11 protein-coding genes are annotated in these 18,789 nt (G+C 36.6%); 9 read left to right on the top strand and 2 right to left on the bottom strand.

All coding sequences use genetic code 11. The features are described from left to right. Nucleotides 1-29: 29 nt before the first annotated feature. From NV377_RS19690 to NV377_RS19675, 4 genes are all read left to right on the top strand, one after another. The gene (locus tag NV377_RS19690) at nt 30-911 is read left to right on the top strand and encodes a carbohydrate ABC transporter permease (RefSeq protein ID WP_373425840.1); all 882 of its coding nucleotides are present in this window, start codon (nt 30-32) and stop codon (nt 909-911) included. A 214-nt stretch (nt 912-1,125) separates the two neighbouring features. Continuing rightward, entirely contained in the window at nt 1,126-2,073 is a 948-nt protein-coding gene (locus tag NV377_RS19685; protein ID WP_258202508.1) for a copper amine oxidase N-terminal domain-containing protein, read from the top strand. Then, nucleotides 2,073-4,256, top strand: a complete 2,184-nt coding sequence (locus NV377_RS19680; protein ID WP_258202507.1) for a hypothetical protein — start codon at nt 2,073-2,075, stop codon at nt 4,254-4,256. Before NV377_RS19685 ends, NV377_RS19680 begins: the two co-directional genes overlap by 1 nt. Before the next feature lie 112 nt (nt 4,257-4,368). Next, the gene (locus NV377_RS19675; RefSeq protein WP_258202506.1) at nt 4,369-9,219 is read left to right on the top strand and encodes a hypothetical protein; all 4,851 of its coding nucleotides are present in this window, start codon (nt 4,369-4,371) and stop codon (nt 9,217-9,219) included. Between the two features lie 120 nt (nt 9,220-9,339). Here the strand turns inward: NV377_RS19675 and NV377_RS19670 are convergent, their stop codons facing one another. Further along, nucleotides 9,340-10,506, bottom strand: coding sequence for an ROK family transcriptional regulator (locus NV377_RS19670; protein ID WP_258202505.1), 1,167 nt, complete (start codon nt 10,504-10,506; stop codon nt 9,340-9,342). Between the two features lie 318 nt (nt 10,507-10,824). Here NV377_RS19670 and NV377_RS19665 point away from each other — a divergent pair, with 318 nt between their 5' ends. From NV377_RS19665 to NV377_RS19650, 4 genes are all read left to right on the top strand, one after another. After that, complete coding sequence (locus tag NV377_RS19665; protein ID WP_258202504.1) at nt 10,825-11,406, top strand: DUF4352 domain-containing protein; 582 nt, start codon at nt 10,825-10,827, stop codon at nt 11,404-11,406. Between the two features lie 399 nt (nt 11,407-11,805). Continuing rightward, nucleotides 11,806-13,119, top strand: a complete 1,314-nt coding sequence (gene xylA, locus NV377_RS19660; RefSeq protein WP_258202503.1) for a xylose isomerase — start codon at nt 11,806-11,808, stop codon at nt 13,117-13,119. A 350-nt stretch (nt 13,120-13,469) separates the two neighbouring features. Continuing rightward, on the top strand, nt 13,470-14,966 hold the full coding sequence (xylB, locus tag NV377_RS19655) for a xylulokinase (RefSeq protein ID WP_258202502.1): 1,497 nt from the start codon (nt 13,470-13,472) through the stop codon (nt 14,964-14,966). Between the two features lie 98 nt (nt 14,967-15,064). Continuing rightward, entirely contained in the window at nt 15,065-15,409 is a 345-nt protein-coding gene (locus NV377_RS19650) for a hypothetical protein (RefSeq protein ID WP_258202501.1), read from the top strand. Nucleotides 15,410-15,468: 59 nt separating this feature from the next. Here NV377_RS19650 and NV377_RS19645 read toward each other — a convergent pair whose 3' ends face one another. Then, the gene (locus tag NV377_RS19645) at nt 15,469-16,740 is read right to left on the bottom strand and encodes a BaiN/RdsA family NAD(P)/FAD-dependent oxidoreductase (protein WP_258202500.1); all 1,272 of its coding nucleotides are present in this window, start codon (nt 16,738-16,740) and stop codon (nt 15,469-15,471) included. Nucleotides 16,741-17,095: 355 nt separating this feature from the next. Here NV377_RS19645 and NV377_RS19640 point away from each other — a divergent pair, with 355 nt between their 5' ends. Next, the gene (locus tag NV377_RS19640; RefSeq protein WP_258202499.1) at nt 17,096-18,775 is read left to right on the top strand and encodes a two-component system sensor histidine kinase NtrB; all 1,680 of its coding nucleotides are present in this window, start codon (nt 17,096-17,098) and stop codon (nt 18,773-18,775) included. The last annotated feature ends 14 nt before the right edge of the window (nt 18,776-18,789 follow it).

The raw sequence follows: 18,789 nt of genomic DNA, 5'->3' as shown, positions 1-18,789 counted from the left end.
GAATGAAAAGTTTTAGGAGGGAATGAATGATGCAGGGAACAATTCCAATCAAACATAAAAAATCTAGCCAACATAGTATAGGCGTAGTTAGTAAGATCGGCTACGGCTTACTATATGTTGTACTTGCAGGCGTAGCGGTATTTCAACTATTTCCTTTAGTATGGCTAATGTTCTTCTCATTGAAAAATAATCAAGAAATATTCAATATGTCACCATTAGCTTTGCCTACCAATCCTAAATGGGAAAACTACGCAAAAGTATGGAATTCAGGAAATATAGATCTATATTTCTTAAATAGTGTATGGATTACGATTGCTGCTACTGCAATAACAATTTTAGTAGCAAGCTTGGTTACATTTGCAATAACACGAATGAAATGGAAAGGCAGCTCATTCGTACTTGGATTATTTATGGTGGCAATGATGATTCCTGTTCATTCCACGTTAATTCCTTTATTTAATATGTTTAGTAAGGCTCATCTTATCGATCATCCACTATCATTAATTGCAAGTTATGTGGCATTCAATATGCCCATTACAATTATGATATTACTAGGATTCTATTACACGCTTCCGAAAGAAGTGGAAGAAGCAGCGGTTATTGACGGTTGCTCTGTGCATAAAATTTTCTTCAGAATCGTGTTTCCAATGACAAGTTCAGTACTTGCAACGACGGGTATTATTAACATCATTTACAACTGGAATGAGTTTATTTTTGTGAATACATTTATTAGTTCTGATAAATACAAGACACTTACTGTTGGTATTCAGAATTTTATTGGTCAGTATACAACAGACTGGGGCGCGATTGGTGCTACGTTGATGATTAGTATTTTACCTATTTTAATCGCGTTCTTATTCCTATCTGATAAAATTGTTGAAGGTATCGCAGCTGGATCTGTTAAAGGTTAATATGAGGATGTACTTATTCAAATGGTGGTTAAGCACTTTTTGAAGTAATAAAGGAAAAATATAGAAATTAATTATTGATTATGATATATTATGAATAGCGAAGAAGCACTTCCTGAGATGTCTCAGAGGTGCTTCTTTTTTTGCTTTATAGAAGAAATTGAGGATAAATCTCGCAAAATAACGATCAAAATATAATGAGAAGAGGAGAATTAATATGAAAAAGTTACTACTTATCGTAATTATCTGTTGTTTAGCTGTAGGGGGAACTGGTGATATAAGTGCGGCTGCACAGGATGTACCAATGTTTAAGGTGAACGGTAAATTATTCGTAACTCCAGAGGGCGAGCCCGCTCCATATGTCAATAAAGATAATCGTACAATGGGTTCGCTACGCTTGATCGCTAGTGCATTAGGCGTTGAAATCAAAAATATTAAATGGTCGTCAGCAACGAATACAGCGACGTTAGTACGTGGTACAAATACGGTTTCTGTAGTTGTTGGAAAAAAAGAAATTACGGTGAATGGTAAGGAAGTTGTGATGGATACTGTTTCTGAAATGAAAAAAGGTCGTGTATTCATTCCTGCTCGATACATTGCACAAGGTTTAGGCGTAAAGATTAGTTATGATTCTGCTACTGGTACAGTATCGTTCAACACAGGCGAAGTGGCTAAACACAATTTTGAAGATTATGGTCTAACTCTACTAGTGGAGTTGCCACTTGAATTAACTTACGGTGGACTGAAAATGACAGTAAATGAAGTTTATGTTTATCCTACAACAGCAGCAGAAGCAAAGGCGCTAGATAACAAATATGACTTGTGGAAATTTGAAGATGCTTATTACCTTGTATGGGTAAATGTAACTCTTGAGAACGTGTCAAAGAAGTTAATTACAACGGATTACAGAGATATGATTATGAAAGTTAATGTTATGAATGGATTTGGTAACTCTTTACACTACTCTGCTTCATGGTTAGATGGATTTGAGCCATTAAACGATACCACATTACTATATAATTGGGTGCTTAAACCAGGAGAAAAAGTAACAAGTAATATTCCATTCTTAGATTTAGAAAATAAAAAATTAGAGTTTATTGGAATTAGTGTAAGAAATGGTAGTGGATCAGATTATAGAGATTTAGCTGAAAAGGAGAATAAGTAATGAAAAGGTTTTTATCTGTATTACTCTCTTTAGTGTTGCTAACACCACTAATTTCTAGTGGTGTTAGGGCAGAAAGTAACACTTTATTACAAACCGAAGTTATTGTATCGGTAATAGATTCAGATAAAGATGAACGAACGATAACTCTTACTTTTCCAAAGGAAGCTGAAAACATTGTAAAAGATAGCTTCACATTTTCAGGATCAGTAACTATAAAATCTACGACCATTAATCAAGATAAACGAACCATAACAGTAGTTCTTAAAGGAAAAGAAAAAATAATAAATCCTACAAGTGTAAAGGGATATTTAAATAGTAAGGGTGAATGGTTTCCATCAAACCCTGGTAATGCAATGTGTCGATATAGTGACGGTATAGATTGGCAAATTGCTACGGTAAAAACCTCAGACTTTTCCCAAGATCAGAAACGTTTCTCTAATACATCGGGATCTATACCGAGTAATGTACCCTACAACAAACTAACGAACATTGCAACATTTGTGAATATAACCCTTAAAACGACAGGGGTATATTGGGTAGATAGTAAAGGTAATAGTATTCCTTCAAATCAAGTAGAAACAAGTTCAATAGATTTACCTAAAGGTGCAGTAAAATCAACTATGGGTAGTCCTATATATCCAAATGGGTACAATTCAAAAGCACCTAAAGTTGGTGTTCAATATATACCTGAAGCTAAACCATTAAACTCATTACCTACTATTGCAACATCTAACCCGGCATTCCTCACTGGACATGCAGCTTGTTATATGTACGCTAGTCCAATGTCATACTATGTAACGGCTAAGACACTACCTGGTAAAGCCTACGACTATAACGGAACAATATCGTACCAATACACCAAGCCAACTAATGCCTATATTGTAGGCACATTAACAGCAGATCCAACAAGTACTAAATTTGAGGATAAAGATGTAACCGTAAAATTAACGCTTGATGGGGAAGTCCTCAACCTTAGTGAACCTGGTGCGATAGATTATTACATGATCTATATTCGTACCGAAGATAGTACGATTAATCCCCCTGGAATACGAGTAGAAGGGAATAGCAAATTAAAAGTAAGTGCTTCAATAGATTTTACAATACCAAAAAGCAAGCTTACCAATAAAACCGAATTTACAGAAATCTATGTTGGGCGAGTATTCGCCTACTATAAGCCAAGTTCATATTACACAGGAACTTTAGACTCAGGGCAGTTAAAAGCTTCCTCATTAGTATTTAAAGAAAGCATCCCCGCGCCGACTCCTCCACCAATGAGAAGTATACCTAAAGCGATCATTGGTTCAGATTCAGAAGTGCTGCTAGGTGATGATGTTTATGTCAATGGTTATGATTCCTATGATACCGATGGAACAATTGAAACCTATCGTTGGACAATGAGTGGTGCTAAAAATCCGATTACTAAAAATGAAGGTGACGGATGGATATGGTACGACACATTAGGGGCAAAAACAATAAATTTATGTGTAGTAGATAATGATAGTTTGCAAGATTGTACGAAACATTCTCTTGTTGTCACAGAGCCTATAGTGAAAGCAGATATAAGGCAAACGGGTACATTGAAAGAAAACAGAAAAGTGACCTTTACCGCAAATGGAACAACCTCCTCTCGTTATCCTATTGTAGATAGTAAAACAACATGGAAGATCGAATCTGCATATGATGACATCCCCCAATCACAAATTAAAACAAACAGCCCCCTCAAAGGAAGTAAAATCATCGATGTTTTATTCAAAAAACCAGGAGAATATAAAGTAACCGTTTATATGGAAAACACGTTAGGCTATACGGATGAAATTTCAAGAATCTATACGATTCTTCCCGATGAAGTGCCATATACAACCTTTACTTTCCAAGAGAAAATCTATCGAGATCCAGTGAAAGGGAATTTAGCAACGTTTGAACTTACCGATCGTTCCTATTCTACTGATGGTGACCAGATTGTTAGTCGTAATTGGTATGTCATTTTCGATGCGAATAACGATGGCATATTCAACGAAGCGAAAGTATTATTCCAAAGTGGTAATGAAACGACCGTCACCTATAACAGTACGCATGTAGGGAAATATAGATTCTTGCTTGAAGTACAAGAAGAATTTGGACAACCAACAATTGATGCCTTTGTAACAGCCAGTGACCGAAGAAAATCCAATACGTGGGAATAAAGGAGACTAACAACTATGAAGAAAGTAGCCAGTAAATCCATTCTAATTATGCTCTTACTGCTAGTTACTCTTTCTTCATTATCCATAACTACTTTTGCAGTTGAAAAGAAGGATGAAAAGGGGGGAGATTCTAAATCTCCCCCCTTTTGTGGATTTTGAAGTAAAAGAGAAACGTAAAGTAGATGTAATTGTTGATGTAGGTAATACGAGTTATACCCAGGAACAAATCAATAGTATGGTCAATGAGCAGCTTAGACCACAATTGCAAGCAAGTGGTGCAGATTATAAGGTTCATGTCGAGAAATCTAGTGAAGGAAGTAGTAGGCTTTACTATTTTAGTGGATTGCCAGGACAAACGAGTAGTAATGCAGGATTGTATTACTATGACATTATGACAAAACAACATACATTCGTTAAAGATACTAAGATACAAGGATATTCAACAGGGGTTAACTCCGTATATGATCCAAATTCGGAGACGATCTTTGCATCATCTTATGGGCTTAAAGTCGTTCCAATTAACCCTTTAGATAGTTATGTGAATGATGGAGCAGTAAGTTTTTGCTACTATGCCACAATGGGTGGAGGGTGTGCAGGAAGTAGTACAGAACAAATTGAGGTAACCGCAGGCGGTCATCTTGCAGTACAAACTTTTGGTTTTTATAGCACGGAAGAACGTTATTTTGCACAAGTCATCAAAATTGAGGATATATTAGCGAAAAAGAACACCACAGATCAACTTCGATTTTCACTAGGGAGAAACTCAGCGGGTAACCTGGTAGGTATGATGAAAGCAGGACTAAACGATCAAGAGTTATTATATTATCCAATTAGTAATGACACCAGTTCGATAAGAGTACTGAAAAATTCATATGATTATTTCAAATCAGTTCCAGACGTTTATTACAATGCAAGTGATAATAAGACACCATTAAACAATATAAATCTCAGCGCAAATGTGAGAGCGTTTAAAAATTCTTATGGGTATTCAAAAAAAACAGGCGAGATAATGTATGCTTTGGCTACTTATAATAGTAATGGTACAGTCCTCAAATATTATTCGACTCAAATTTATAATCCCCAAACAGGGAAATCAAGAGAATTTGAAACTGGACTTAATGCTAATACGACTAGACAACCTTTAATTTATTTTATGGATGAAAACCAACTCATTTATCGAAGTATCATTGATGGGAAATTTTATTACTATGAGGATTATACAGACCCTTCAACAAGGGTATTGCTCAACATAACTGATATCCCAAAAACACATGTTGGTAATGTGATTGCGATAGGCGGTAATATTTATAATGGTGCAATAAAATTTATAGACATTATTACAGGGGAAACGGTTACCTTAAGTTCTAATGTTTACTACTCTGCTGTGAGATACCCTTCATGGTATGTTGCAAAAAAACGATATATCACAGATATTCTACAAGAAGTGCCTTATCGTGCTGATGCGGAAAAATATTATGTTCGGATCGATGACTTATCTATTCCTCATTTAGATCGTCAATCCACACTAGGTAATACCATTACACAGCTATCCAAACAGCAAGTAGACTATATTAGTATTGGTAACAGTAATAATGAAGTGGTAACCAATAAAATTCAAACCGCTTTAGGACAAACGCAACGTTACAATATCAGTGAGATCCAAACCGCTTTTAATAAAATTGGAAGTTATATTACGGATCGGAAAAATGTAGATATTCATATCTTAATGGCAAAACCAGGCGTAGACGATGCAAGTATAAAAGCAGCCGTTAATGATATGTCAAAACAATTATTAAAACAAAATATTATTGTTACTCCGAATTATGTAAAGGGTACGGAAAGTTCAACGCTTTATGAACTGTTAAATCAAGTGAATTGGCGTGATGATCGTAACAATTATGTGTTATTCCTTCATCAAGGCACAATGTCAGAATTCAGTGATCCACTCGTAGAAGAAGAGATTTCATTACTGTTAAAAGGAAATTATGCGTTCTTTACCGCTATGGGAAGTGCCAACAATAAAGTAGCGAATGAAAGCTTGATTGCTTCTAATAATGGCAATGGTTATTTCTTTGCAGGAACGAATTTTTCTTACATGTCGACAAAACTAAGTGAATATATGGTACAGACCGCAGTTAAAAATCCGAAACGTGTCTCCGACACATTAGTATTAAACTATGACAGCACAACAGGAAATTACAGCTCAGATGTGTTGATTAATACGTACTATGAAGATTTCGAGAACGACCGCAAGATTAATGAACGATTCAAAACGACCCATGATCCAAGTGTCTATGAAAATAACACAGGTGTAATGGAAGGGATCGGACAGTACCAGGAGTCACCGACAACCAAATTCACAAAAATTGGATTGTATGAAATGGTGGTTCAAGTGCAAGATGATCCTACAGGAAAAGCTAACTTTAGTAACTACAATTTATGGAGTCAAGACTCATTATCTCGATTAATACTGTATGTACATCGTGCGCCAGTAGCCGAGTTTTCCGCTATTGTTAACTCAAGTAAGGCGTTAACCATAAGCGATTATTCCTTCGACTTAGATCGTTACTCACAACGTAACAAAGGGATAACAACATGGGTTTGGAAGTGGAAGAAGGTAGACGATACCGATTGGACAATTGGCAAGCCACCAACTCATTTACAAGCCAATACCGACTATTTTGTTTCTTTGAAAGTAAAAGATATTGATGGGGCTTGGTCAAGTGAGGTCGTGAAGTATGTCACCACGAATCCATTCAATCAACCACCAGTTGCATTATTTACGATTGATCCTAAATCAGTCTCCTGGAGCAAGCAAGCGACAATAACGGATCTTTCTTATGATCCCGACGGTGACAGCATTACTGCAAGAGAATGGAAGGTATATCGAGACAATCAACTGATTCTTAGTAGTGGTACGACCCCTACATTTAATGAAATCAAAACTGCAGCTGTATCCGCAGGATCTAACGCTTTAGGCAATTATACATTATCGTTACGAGTGAAAGATGCAGAGCTTTGGTCAGAAACCTATACTGATTATTTAGAAATTATCAATTTCCCACCGATTGCGGATTTTGAACCATTGGCAGACACGTATAGAGATAGTACTAATAAAGTGACCAATACAACTGCTAATCCCGATCAAGACGGTGACAATGTTACGTATCAATGGAAGCTTACTTATGGCGGTAAAACCTACAGTCTAGGAACTGTTGAACATCCGAGTTTCAAAGTGAAAGATTTAGGACTAGGGAAATTAGCAGTAGGCACATGGCAGCTAGAATTAAAGGCAAGTGATCCATTAGGAGCAAGTAGCTATATGACACGCTCATTTAATGTGTTAAATCAAACGCCAACTACTACAATTACAAGTGGTCGTTCTACTGGATATATTAATGAACCTTATGCATATACTTCTAGTCGTTCCGATGCAGATACCGAAGATGTAGCAAGCTTACAATCTTTTTGGAGATTAACGTCACCATCCGGTAAGGTAAAAGAATGGTATACGCAGAACATATCTATTACGTATGTTGAAAAAGGATCTTATCTACTAGAGAATTGGGTAGTCGATCAATTGGAAGCGAAAAGCGATGTAGAGAAAAAGAATATTACAATTTTGAATCAAGCACCAATTCCAGGCTTTACGGCCACTCCGTCTATCACCTATCGTGGAGAGCAGATTAAGTTCGTTAGTTCAGCTACTGATATGGATGGATATATTGATAAACATAAATACGAATATGTAACAGATGATGGAACCATATTTACAGTAAGTGCAAGTGCAGATTTCACTAGATCATTTACCACAATTGGCAGTTTGAATATTAGACAAACTGTAACAGATAATGACGGTGCTACAGCGGTTATTACTAAGCCAATTACGATTATTAATCGTCTCCCTATTGTTGATATTACTACTCCTACAGGAACATCCCCCACTACAGCTACTACTTTTACTTCATTAACACCAACAATTTACTGGAAAATGATAGATGAAGATAATGACTTACAAGAAAAATATGAAGTTGTCTTAAAATCTGCTAGTGGAACAGTATTACAAACTTCAACGGTGGTTGCAGGTTCTGGTCAATCATTCATCATTCCTAGCAACTGGAATCTTATTGAAAATACGATATATCGAATTACTGTTAAAGCGTTTGATGGCTATGACTGGAGCCAATATGCACCGGATAAATACTTTAATATAATTACGAATCAACCACCAGAAGCGGGTTTTACATGGTCACCATCTGCCATTTGGGAAGGGGATAATATTCAGATTAAACATCAAGTTAAAGACACTGATGATGATACATTGCTTGTTCAATATAAAGTAACAGCGCCAGATGGAACGGTTACGGTGTATCCAAATCCGAATAATAGCTACTCTCTAACAAAAGATAAATATTCTAGCGATGCATTTGCGATCAAACGTGCCTTAATAGGGAGATATATGATTGAGCAAACGGTATCTGATGGGAAGAGCGATGTTGTAAAGCTTATCCAATATATAATTGTAAATGAGTTAGATATCATCGGTGAAGTCGTCCATACCGATCAATGGGAACAATATAGACTACGCTATAATCAATCAGCAATAACGAGTGGAGGTCCAATTTGGCAGAGTAATCAATTTTATGCGGGAGAAAAATTCATATTGAAGGCTAGGACTACGAATACGGGGGCTATGGATTCTAGTTCAAGTCCGAACGGGATTACTTATGCTAGTGCAGTAACCGTATCACTACTTAATAAATATGAAACGACTATGCTCCGGCAAAATGTTATGAATTGGACAGGGGAGCTATGGCATTCCGATTTTTCAAATTTGAAAAAAGGGATGTATGATGTAATCTTTGAGGCAACGTACTCAAATGGCATTGTCAAACATCATACTGTAACTTTAGAAATTATCGGAAAAGCTACATCCTTCGTAAGTTTACACCGCTGGAAGTAGATTTGGTAAAACGTTGAATGAGCATTGTAGGTAATAAATGAAAATGTAATGTATGAAAAGAGGATGCCTACACAAGTCATGAAATATGACAAGTAAGCATCCTCTTTCTGATTAATACTATTAATGCATCGCTTTGAATTGTTCGAAGAAGCGGTCAATCGCATAGTAAGCAGCGCCTCTAACGGCAGATTGTTCTTGTAATTCAGCAAATAAAAACTGTAGTTGTTCTGTTTGGAATGAAAGAGCACGCTTTTGTACAGTTTTCTCAATAGATGGCATAATCCACTCGGCAGCTCGGCTCATCCGATTACCAATCATGACGCTATCTGGATTCAAAGTATTAATGATATTAGCGATTCCAACCCCTAGGTAAAATCCAATCTTCTCAAATAACTGTAGGACACGCTCATCGCCATTTTCGGCTGCGTGTATCAAATCATCAAGATTCTCAAATCCATACGCTGCAGCATCTTCTAAAAGTGCTTTTTCTGAGGCATATAGTTCCCAACATCCTAGATTTCCGCAAGTACATTCTTTCCCATTGAAATCGATGGACAGATGCCCCAGCTCACCGGAAAAGCCAGATGTACCTTTGTAAAGTTCTTTATCTAGAATGATTCCTGAACCAATGCCATAGCCTACGCTTAGATAGATCTGATTACGAATACCTTTACCAGCACCATATTTTTGTTCTCCTTGAGCACCAGCATTTGCCTCATTATCAATAATAATTGGGAAATCAAATCGTTCTTCTAACATCTGTTTAAGTGGTACTTCACGCCATTTCATATTCGGCGCGAACAGAATCGTCCCATTTTGATCTACAATACCTGGAACTCCAACACCGATACCGACAATGCCATACGTGCTCTCAGGAGCTTGTTTTAATAACGAATCTATACATTGAACTAATGCATCAAATGCCAACTCGCGCTTCTGATTAGAAAGTTTTTGGTAGTATTCCTTTACAATACTTCCGTTAAGTTCAACGAGATTTCCGCGAATATAATTGACTCCGAGGTCGACCCCAATGGCATAACCTGCTTTATCATTAAATAGTAGCAGGACGGGCTTACGACCACCACTCGATTCGCCAGGACCAATTTCTATTACCAAATTATGCTCAATCAATTCCGTTACTAAATTAGAAACAGTAGCTTTATTTAATCCAGTTTGCTCAGATACTTGAGCACGGGATAGTGGAGCATATTTTCGAATGCAACTCAAAACAATATAAGAATTCAATTTCTTTACTAGAGCAAGATCACCTGTAGATTTTGCGTTCAAAGAGAAACCTCCGTCCGTAGATTTGATTCTATAAATATTATAGCACAACACTTAGTTTATTTAATAGACAAACTAAGTGTTGGCATTTTGATTACATGAGAGTAGAGCATTCATTTGCATTACTCTATCATGTCTAGTCAGTGATCTTAAGAAATTCGCTATTAACTTTAAGAAATTTTCTTTATTTATTAATTTATACATAAACTAATAAATTGAATTAAATTATGTTAATTTGGTGAATTAATCAAAAATACCCCCTAAATATCACAAAACGTGGTAAAATGTAGAAATATTAAAAAGAGAGGGGATACATATTTTATGAAAAAGACTTATTTGATGATTATTACATTAGTCGCACTTATTATTATATCAGGGTGCGCAGCAACTAAACAAAATAATAGTAGTACCAATGCAACTTCAACGCCTACACCTGATGCTAGTGGGGAAACTGCTCCAACACCTGAGCCAACTGAGGAACCAAATGAAAGTGAAGCTTCTTACGCTCAAGGAGATAAAATTACATTAGGCGAATGGGATATAACATTGGATTCATTCGAGTTTAATGAAAAAGTTAGTGATGATGTATTTACTTCTAGTGCTGAAGAAGGAAATAAATTCATTGTTTTGAACTACACGGTGCTGAATAACGGAAAAGAATCTTCTAAGTTTACAGGTATGCTCGGTAGTATAAAGATGAATGCTCTTTATAAGGATGAATATGAGTATGGTAGTACTACTACGATGATAGATGGCGATTTGAGTAAGAGTACTGTGAAGCCGTTATCTTCCAAAACAGGATTTGTAGTAATTGAAGTTCCAGATTTAGTTGCAGATTCAGAAGATAGTCTTGTATTATCAATAGATAATAACGGAGAAAAAGCTAAAATTAAATTAAGATAATAATATATGAGTAGTTGTAAATGAAGTTTGATGTATAGGCTGGATTCGGTGTTAATAGAATCCAGCCTATTTCATTTTTAGATCATTCTGTAGCAAACATATTTAACAACTTATCGAAAGTCTGGAAGCTGTAAAGGATGTATTTCAGGAGATTAAATTAGAAGGTTAATTTATTTAAAGAAACTTAGTTTATTTAATAGACAAACTAAGTATTTCTGTGTTATTGTAATACCAAGGTTACAAGATAAAGCGATTTCAATTATATGTTTTGAGGTTATTATCTCGTAAGAAATTCATTCGTAATTAAACTAATTTTATTAGGTTTATGCTTCCGATGCTACTTTTTGTTTACTAAGAAGTATATCGAGAAGTAACAAAAAATTTAGGAGGATTCATTATATGACTTATTTTACTAGCTTTGATAAAATCCAATTCGAAGGTAAAACTTCTAAAAACCCATTTGCATTCAAACAATACAATCCTAGCGAAGTAGTTTCAGGTAAAACGATGGAAGAACATCTTCGTTTCGCAGTTGCATATTGGCATACATTTAACGCTAACGGTACAGATCCTTTCGGTTCTGCTACAATGATTCGTTCTTGGGATAAATACGATGGTCTAGATCGCTCTAAAGCTCGCGTTGAAGCTAACTTTGAGTTCATGGATAAATTGAACATTCCTTACTACTGCTTCCATGATGCAGACATCGCTCCTGAAGGTGCAACATTACAAGAAACTAACAAAAACATCGATGTAATCGTTGCCATGTTGAAAGACTACCAAAAACAAACAGGTAAAAAACTTCTTTGGAATACAGCTAACAACTTTACAAACCCTCGCTATGTACATGGTGCTGGTACAGCTGTTAATGCAAATGCGTATGCTTTTGCAGCAGCTCAGATTAAAAAAGGTCTAGAAGTTGGTAAAGAACTAGGCGCTGAAAACTATGTATTCTGGGGCGGTCGTGAAGGTTACGAGTCTCTTCTTAACACGAATATGGCACTTGAGCTTGATAACCTTGCTCGTCTATACCAAATGTCAATTGATTATGCTAACGAAATCGGTTTTGATGCTCAATTCCTAATCGAGCCTAAACCAAAAGAGCCAACAACTCACCAATATGATTTCGATGCTGCTACTACAATTGCTTTCCTACAAAAATACGGTTTACAAGATAAATTCAAACTAAACCTTGAAGCTAACCATGCTACACTAGCTGGTCATACTTTCGAACACGAAATCCGTGTTGCTGCAACAAACGGTATGCTTGGATCACTTGATGCTAACCAAGGTAACATGCTTCTTGGCTGGGATACAGATGAGTTCCCAACTGATCTTTACACAACAACGCTTACTATGTATGAAGTTCTTAAAGCTGGCGGTATTGGTCGCGGTGGCGTTAACTTCGATGCTAAAGTTCGTCGTACTTCATTCGAAATGGATGATCTAGCTCTAGGTCATATCGCTGGTATGGATAGCTTCGCATGGGGCCTAAAAGCTGCTGCGAAACTTATCGAAGAAAAAACTTTCGATAGCCTAATTGATGATCGTTATGCAACATTCACAACTGGCATTGGTGCAGATGTTGTTGCAGGTAAATCTTCTCTTAAAGCTCTTGAAGCACATGCTTTAACAAACCCAGTTGTTGATAACAAATCTGGTCGTATCGAGAGACTACGTCTGCAACTAAGTGAAGCAATTTACAGCGTATAGGTAGTTCAAAAAGCGGACTTTGATAACGATGAATGACCTCGTAGTCGATTCGGCATCGAATATGAGGCGAACTTGGGAAGTCCGGTACGCGTGTACCGATAACGTACACTTGCGCTTCCTCCTTCCTCAAGTAGCGCCTCATCTTCTCGGTTCTGAAAGCCCGTTTTTTGAACCTTTATTGGAAGAGGAAGTTCAATCATATATAAGAATTAGATAATGCTTCCGAAGCGAGCTTTCGTTTCAGGAAGCATTATCTGAAATTACGGACAAATTCAAGGCTTCCGAAGTAACTTTCTGTTGGCAGGAAGTATATTAAGTAATACACAAAAAGTTTTAGGAGGTTACAATCAATGAGCTATGTTATTGGTGTTGATTTAGGTACAAGTGCGGTTAAAACTTTGCTCATGGATCGTAAAGGTAATATTGCAGCGGAAGCTACTCGTAGCTATCCACTTTTCCATGACCGTCCAGGTTATAGTGAACAGCGTCCCGAAGATTGGGTAACTGCAACAATTGAAGCTATGAATGAAGTAGCTTCTGCAAATGGTATTGATGCATCGACTATTGAGGGTATTAGTTTCTCCGGTCAAATGCATGGTCTTGTTCTATTAAATGAATCTGGCGAAGTTGTACGTAATGCGATTCTTTGGAACGATACTCGTACTACTGCAGAGTGTCGTGAAATAGAAACCGTGCTTGGCGAAACATTACTTAGTGTAACTCGTAATCCCGCTCTTGAAGGATTCACATTACCGAAAATTTTATGGGTTCGTAAGCATGAGAAACAATTATTTGATCAAGCTTCGATCTTCTTGTTGCCGAAAGATTATGTGCGTTACCGTTTAACTGGTGAGTTGCATATGGATTATTCCGATGCAGCAGGTACATTGCTATTAGATGTGGCTGGTAAAACATGGAGCGAGGAAGTATTGAAAGCATTCGATCTTCCTGCCAGTTTCTGTCCTCCACTTGTAGAATCACATGGTCTTGTTGGGACGCTTCTTCCTGAAGTTGCAGCTGCATCTGGACTATCTGCATCTACAAAAGTATTTGCAGGTGGTGCTGATAATGCATGTGGTGCAATCGGAGCTGGTATCTTATCTGAAGGATTAACGCTAAGCAGCATCGGTACTTCAGGTGTTATTCTTTCTTATGAGAATGACAAAAACAAAGATTTCGCTGGAAAAGTTCACTTCTTCAACCATGGTAAGGAAAATTCATTCTATGCAATGGGCGTTACGCTTGCAGCTGGCTACAGTTTGAGCTGGTTCAAGAAAACTTTTGCTGCTAATGAATCGTTTAACGAAATGCTAGCAGGAATTGAAGACGTTCAACCTGGATCTAACGGATTACTGTTTACACCATATCTAGTTGGTGAACGTACACCACATCCAGATGCTAACATTCGTGCAAGCTTTATCGGTGTAGATGGTTCTCATGAACGTGTCCATTTTGCTCGTGCTGTAATGGAAGGGATCACTTTCAGCTTGAATGAATCGGTAGATATGTTCCGTCAAGCGGGCAAAGTTGTAGATAAAGTTGTATCGATCGGCGGAGGTGCACAAAATCCAGTTTGGCTTCAGATGCAAGCTGATATTTTCAATGCTACTGTTGTTTCACTTGAGAATGAACAAGGTCCTGGTCTTGGCGCAGCAATGCTTGCAGCATATGGATGCGAGTGGTTTACTAGTCTAGAAGAATGTGCGAATCAATTTGTGAAGCATGCGGATAGCTATAAACCTAATGCGGAAGCTGTTGAACAATATGCTGGTTTATTCCGTATTTATCAGCAAGTTTATGCACAAACAGTTTCAATTAATGAACAATTAGTTCCATTCCGTGGATAATTCATATGTATAAAAAGCTCCTTCTTGTTGGATAACTAAGTTATATCCCTAAAGCTTATATTTAGGAATGAACTTGTCCAATAGAAGGAGCTGTTTTTATGTCATCGCCGACTGCGATTGTATTTGATTTCCCAGATGAACAAAGTACGTTAAATGCTTTTTCATTATTACAAGAGCTAGGTTACGATCCTTCTTTACATGATGCAACGAGGTTACATATTCATGTAATTAATGAAGATCTTACCTCGGCACTTGAGATCACTCAAGCTAATGGAGGGACTTTAGTTGAACAAGCTCATATTCAAGATGAGTTAATTGCTTCTACAGCATATGGACTAGATGCGATATCAATTCCTGCATATGTTGTTAATGAAGATTTGATTGCGCAAGAAGATGGGCTTCCAACGATTGAAGGTCTTTCATCCTTTTCAGCGTACGACTAGAAACAGGCTATAGAACTGAGGAATTCAACATTCTTCAGTTCTATAGCCTGTTTTATTATTTATTCGTGTGGCATTAAGCTTTCAGCAGCGTCACGACCAGCATTATAGCCAGTAGTGAATGCAGCTGTAATATTGTAACCGCCTGTATAACCATGAATATCAAGAATTTCACCGCAGAAGTATAATCCACTCATTAATTTAGATTCCAATGTGCTTGGATTGATCTCTTTCAAAGTAACTCCCCCGCCTGTTACGAAAGCTTCCTCAATCGATAAGGAATCATGTATTCGGATCGGAAAGGCTTTAATTAGATTAGCTAACTCAAGCCATTCTTGTTTAGGAATATGATCGAAAGTGATTTCTTCATTTAGATTCGCTCGTCGCATCAATAGTGGAATCATTCTTTCGGGAACGAATGATTTGAGTACGTTTTTCACCATTTTCTTCGCATCACTTTGACAAAGCAGATAAGATTCATCGTGTACTTCTTGTACTGTTAACTCAGGTTTTAGATCGACCGTTACTCTAATAGGTGTACCTGAGCTCTTCATTAATTCCTTAACAACAAATTGACTGCAACGAAGTACTATTGGTCCAGAAATTCCAAAGTGAGTAAAGATCATATCTCCTTGATGTGTAATAAGTTTCTTTCCCTTTAAACTCCAAGCAGAAAGAGTAACATCGCGCAATGACAATCCTTGAAGTTCTTTGTCAGTAATAAAATGCTCTCTTGATATAAGAGGAACTTCAGTAGGGAATAATTGAGTTATTGAATGACCTGCTTCTTCAGCCCATGCATATCCGTCACCAGTCGAACCAGTGTGAGGAACAGATTTCCCACCAACAGCCACGATTACTTTCTGACAATGATATATTTCTCCTGTAGTTAACTCCACCCCAGCCACTTTTCCATCTTTATAAATGACTTTAGCAACAGGACTATTTACTTTAATCTGAACTCCTAGCTTACGAACTTCTCCAACTAAAGCATCAACGACCGACTTTGCTTTGTTCGAGACCGGGAACATTCGACCATTATCTTCTTCTTTCAATGCTATACCAAGAGATTCAAAGAAATTCATAATATCATAATTACTGAACGTAGCTAATGAACTAAATAAAAATCTTCCATTTCCTGGTATATTTTTGATTAATTCATCAATATCTTTTGCGTTAGTTACATTACATCTTCCGCCACCAGAGATACCTAATTTTCTTCCCAGTTTATCTCCTTTATCCAAAAGCAAGACGTTAGTACTGCTTTTTCCTGCTGCAACAGCTGCCATTAGTCCAGAAGAACCGGCACCAATGATAATAATATCGTAGTACATAATAATCCTCATTTTCATTTAATATTAATGATTTGTCGAAAAAGCTAATAAATTGCACATAATTATTTTGGCTAAATATGTAAAAATGTCCACAAAAGGTACTTGTAATTGTGTATACTAGATATTAACATAAATCGAGAAGATAGGCGAAGCATTGCCAGTATAAGAACTCACTTATTGTACATATCCTTTCTTACAAGAATCCATCATAAAATTTTCTAAATAATCGTATGACATGATATGTAAAAGACCATATAGAAGTTCAATTACGATATAAATGGTCATAGATTATGATTGCCTGCAGAAATTTACTAGAGCTATTATAGCTGTTATTTTGCTGAGGGGGGATTCTTATATGTTCTATCCAATTATATTATACGCTACTATTTCTGCCTTACCCGCTGCATATATGTATTTCTATCCAACGAATGTTAAATCACAAACTTCACGCAAATTAATTGTTAGTGCCATTTCACTTTTCTCTTTCATTTTACAAACTCATTACATACTAGATATGAATAATTATCAATATTCTTTTGCTCTAATACCATTATTTTTTGCTGGACTTTACGCAGGTAGGTGTTATCTTGCAATGGTAGCAGTTTGCGCAGTATTATTTCACATACTGTATTTTACTACAGCCCAAGAGTTCCTACTCTTTACAACGTATGTATTTATTGTTTCTATTGTGAACTTCACCATATACTCTAAGTATCAAACATTACATAGTGCAAGGAAAATTATTTTAGTATTGTGTAGTATTACTGTTACAACTATCGTCTGCGTATTCCTCTTTTTACAAAGTACAGGTACTGAAATTAGTGGTAACAATACTCTATTATGGTGGGAAGAAATCGGATATGGCATTATTTTTTATTGCACAATACTGTATTCATTTATGTTGCTCATTAGACAAGAGAATAAAGATAACTTAATAAACTTGTACCAATCAATGAGCTATAGCACTGAATACGAATTAAACACATGGATCCAAGTCATTAGAAATGCTCCGATTGCAATAATTAATGTAAATGTTAACGGGGAAATTATGTATGCAAATAACAAAGCATATGAGAAGCATACTAATCTTCGACGCGTAAGTAATAAGATAGGATATATTCAAAAGTTAGATGATGTACTTTCCTCACCTGTAAATTCTTCCATTACGCAACTAGTGAAGCAAGTATTTATGAACAAACTCGCTACGAATACTACACAATTTGATGGTCAGAATTGCTATATGTTTTCTGCTGTACCAATCATTTCGCAAGAGAATGAACAAATAGTAGCAGTGTCATTATTTGTTCAAGATATAACGGAACTACATGTACTTCGTCATGAACTTGATCATATGGATAGACTTAGTTTAGTTGGCCAGATGGCTGCTAGTATTACGCATGAGATACGTAATCCAATGGCAGTTATTCGGGGATTCGTACAGCTACTCGAAGAAAAAAGTGGTTCTAAGGGGCATGAGTACTATCGTATTATTATAGATGAGCTAGATAGAGCGAATGCGATTATTTCGGATTTTCTTGCTCTTGCCCAGCAACGTGAAGTGAAAAAAGAGTTGCAACAAATTAATAAAGTTATAGATGATTTATACCCGTTATTACTTGCAGATGCCAATCTAAGAGGTCAAACGATGGAATTTACATTAGCTGATCAACTTCCTTCTATCTCGATTAATGAACGTGAAATTAAGCAACTTATGTTAAATCTTTCTCGCAATGCGATGGAAGCAATGGATCAAGATGGTCATTTGCATATTAGTACGAGGATATGTAATGAAGGAATACTGCTCTCAGTCTCCGATCAAGGTCCAGGAATAGCTGACGATATGAAAATCAAAATATTTGAGCCATTTGTTTCAACAAAAACTACAGGAACGGGCTTAGGACTTCCGCTATGTGCTGATATAGCAAAACGACACAATGCTCATATAGAAGTACTTAATAATATAGATCGAGGATCAATATTCCAAATATTATTTCCTATTGAGAAGCAGATGGAGACGCAGCTTTTAAGCTCATAAATTCACTTTATCGA

The organism is Paenibacillus endoradicis (genome assembly GCF_024721975.1).
Note: the sequence above shows the minus strand (reverse complement) of the source record. Positions and strands in the feature narration are given on the sequence as shown.

Bases quoted from the DNA above. Each gene is read 5' to 3' on its own strand.
- NV377_RS19665 (WP_258202504.1), top strand. From the start codon at position 10,825: ATGAAAAAGACTTATTTGATGATTATTACATTAGTCGCACTTATTATT.
- NV377_RS19680 (WP_258202507.1), top strand. From the start codon at position 2,073: ATGAAAAGGTTTTTATCTGTATTACTCTCTTTAGTGTTGCTAACACCA.
- NV377_RS19675 (WP_258202506.1), top strand. From the start codon at position 4,369: ATGAAAAGGGGGGAGATTCTAAATCTCCCCCCTTTTGTGGATTTTGAA.
- NV377_RS19650 (WP_258202501.1), top strand. From the start codon at position 15,065: ATGTCATCGCCGACTGCGATTGTATTTGATTTCCCAGATGAACAAAGT.
- xylB (WP_258202502.1), top strand. From the start codon at position 13,470: ATGAGCTATGTTATTGGTGTTGATTTAGGTACAAGTGCGGTTAAAACT.
- xylA (WP_258202503.1), top strand. From the start codon at position 11,806: ATGACTTATTTTACTAGCTTTGATAAAATCCAATTCGAAGGTAAAACT.
- NV377_RS19640 (WP_258202499.1), top strand. From the start codon at position 17,096: ATGTTCTATCCAATTATATTATACGCTACTATTTCTGCCTTACCCGCT.
- NV377_RS19685 (WP_258202508.1), top strand. From the start codon at position 1,126: ATGAAAAAGTTACTACTTATCGTAATTATCTGTTGTTTAGCTGTAGGG.
- NV377_RS19645 (WP_258202500.1), bottom strand. From the start codon at position 16,740: ATGTACTACGATATTATTATCATTGGTGCCGGTTCTTCTGGACTAATG.
- NV377_RS19690 (WP_373425840.1), top strand. From the start codon at position 30: ATGCAGGGAACAATTCCAATCAAACATAAAAAATCTAGCCAACATAGT.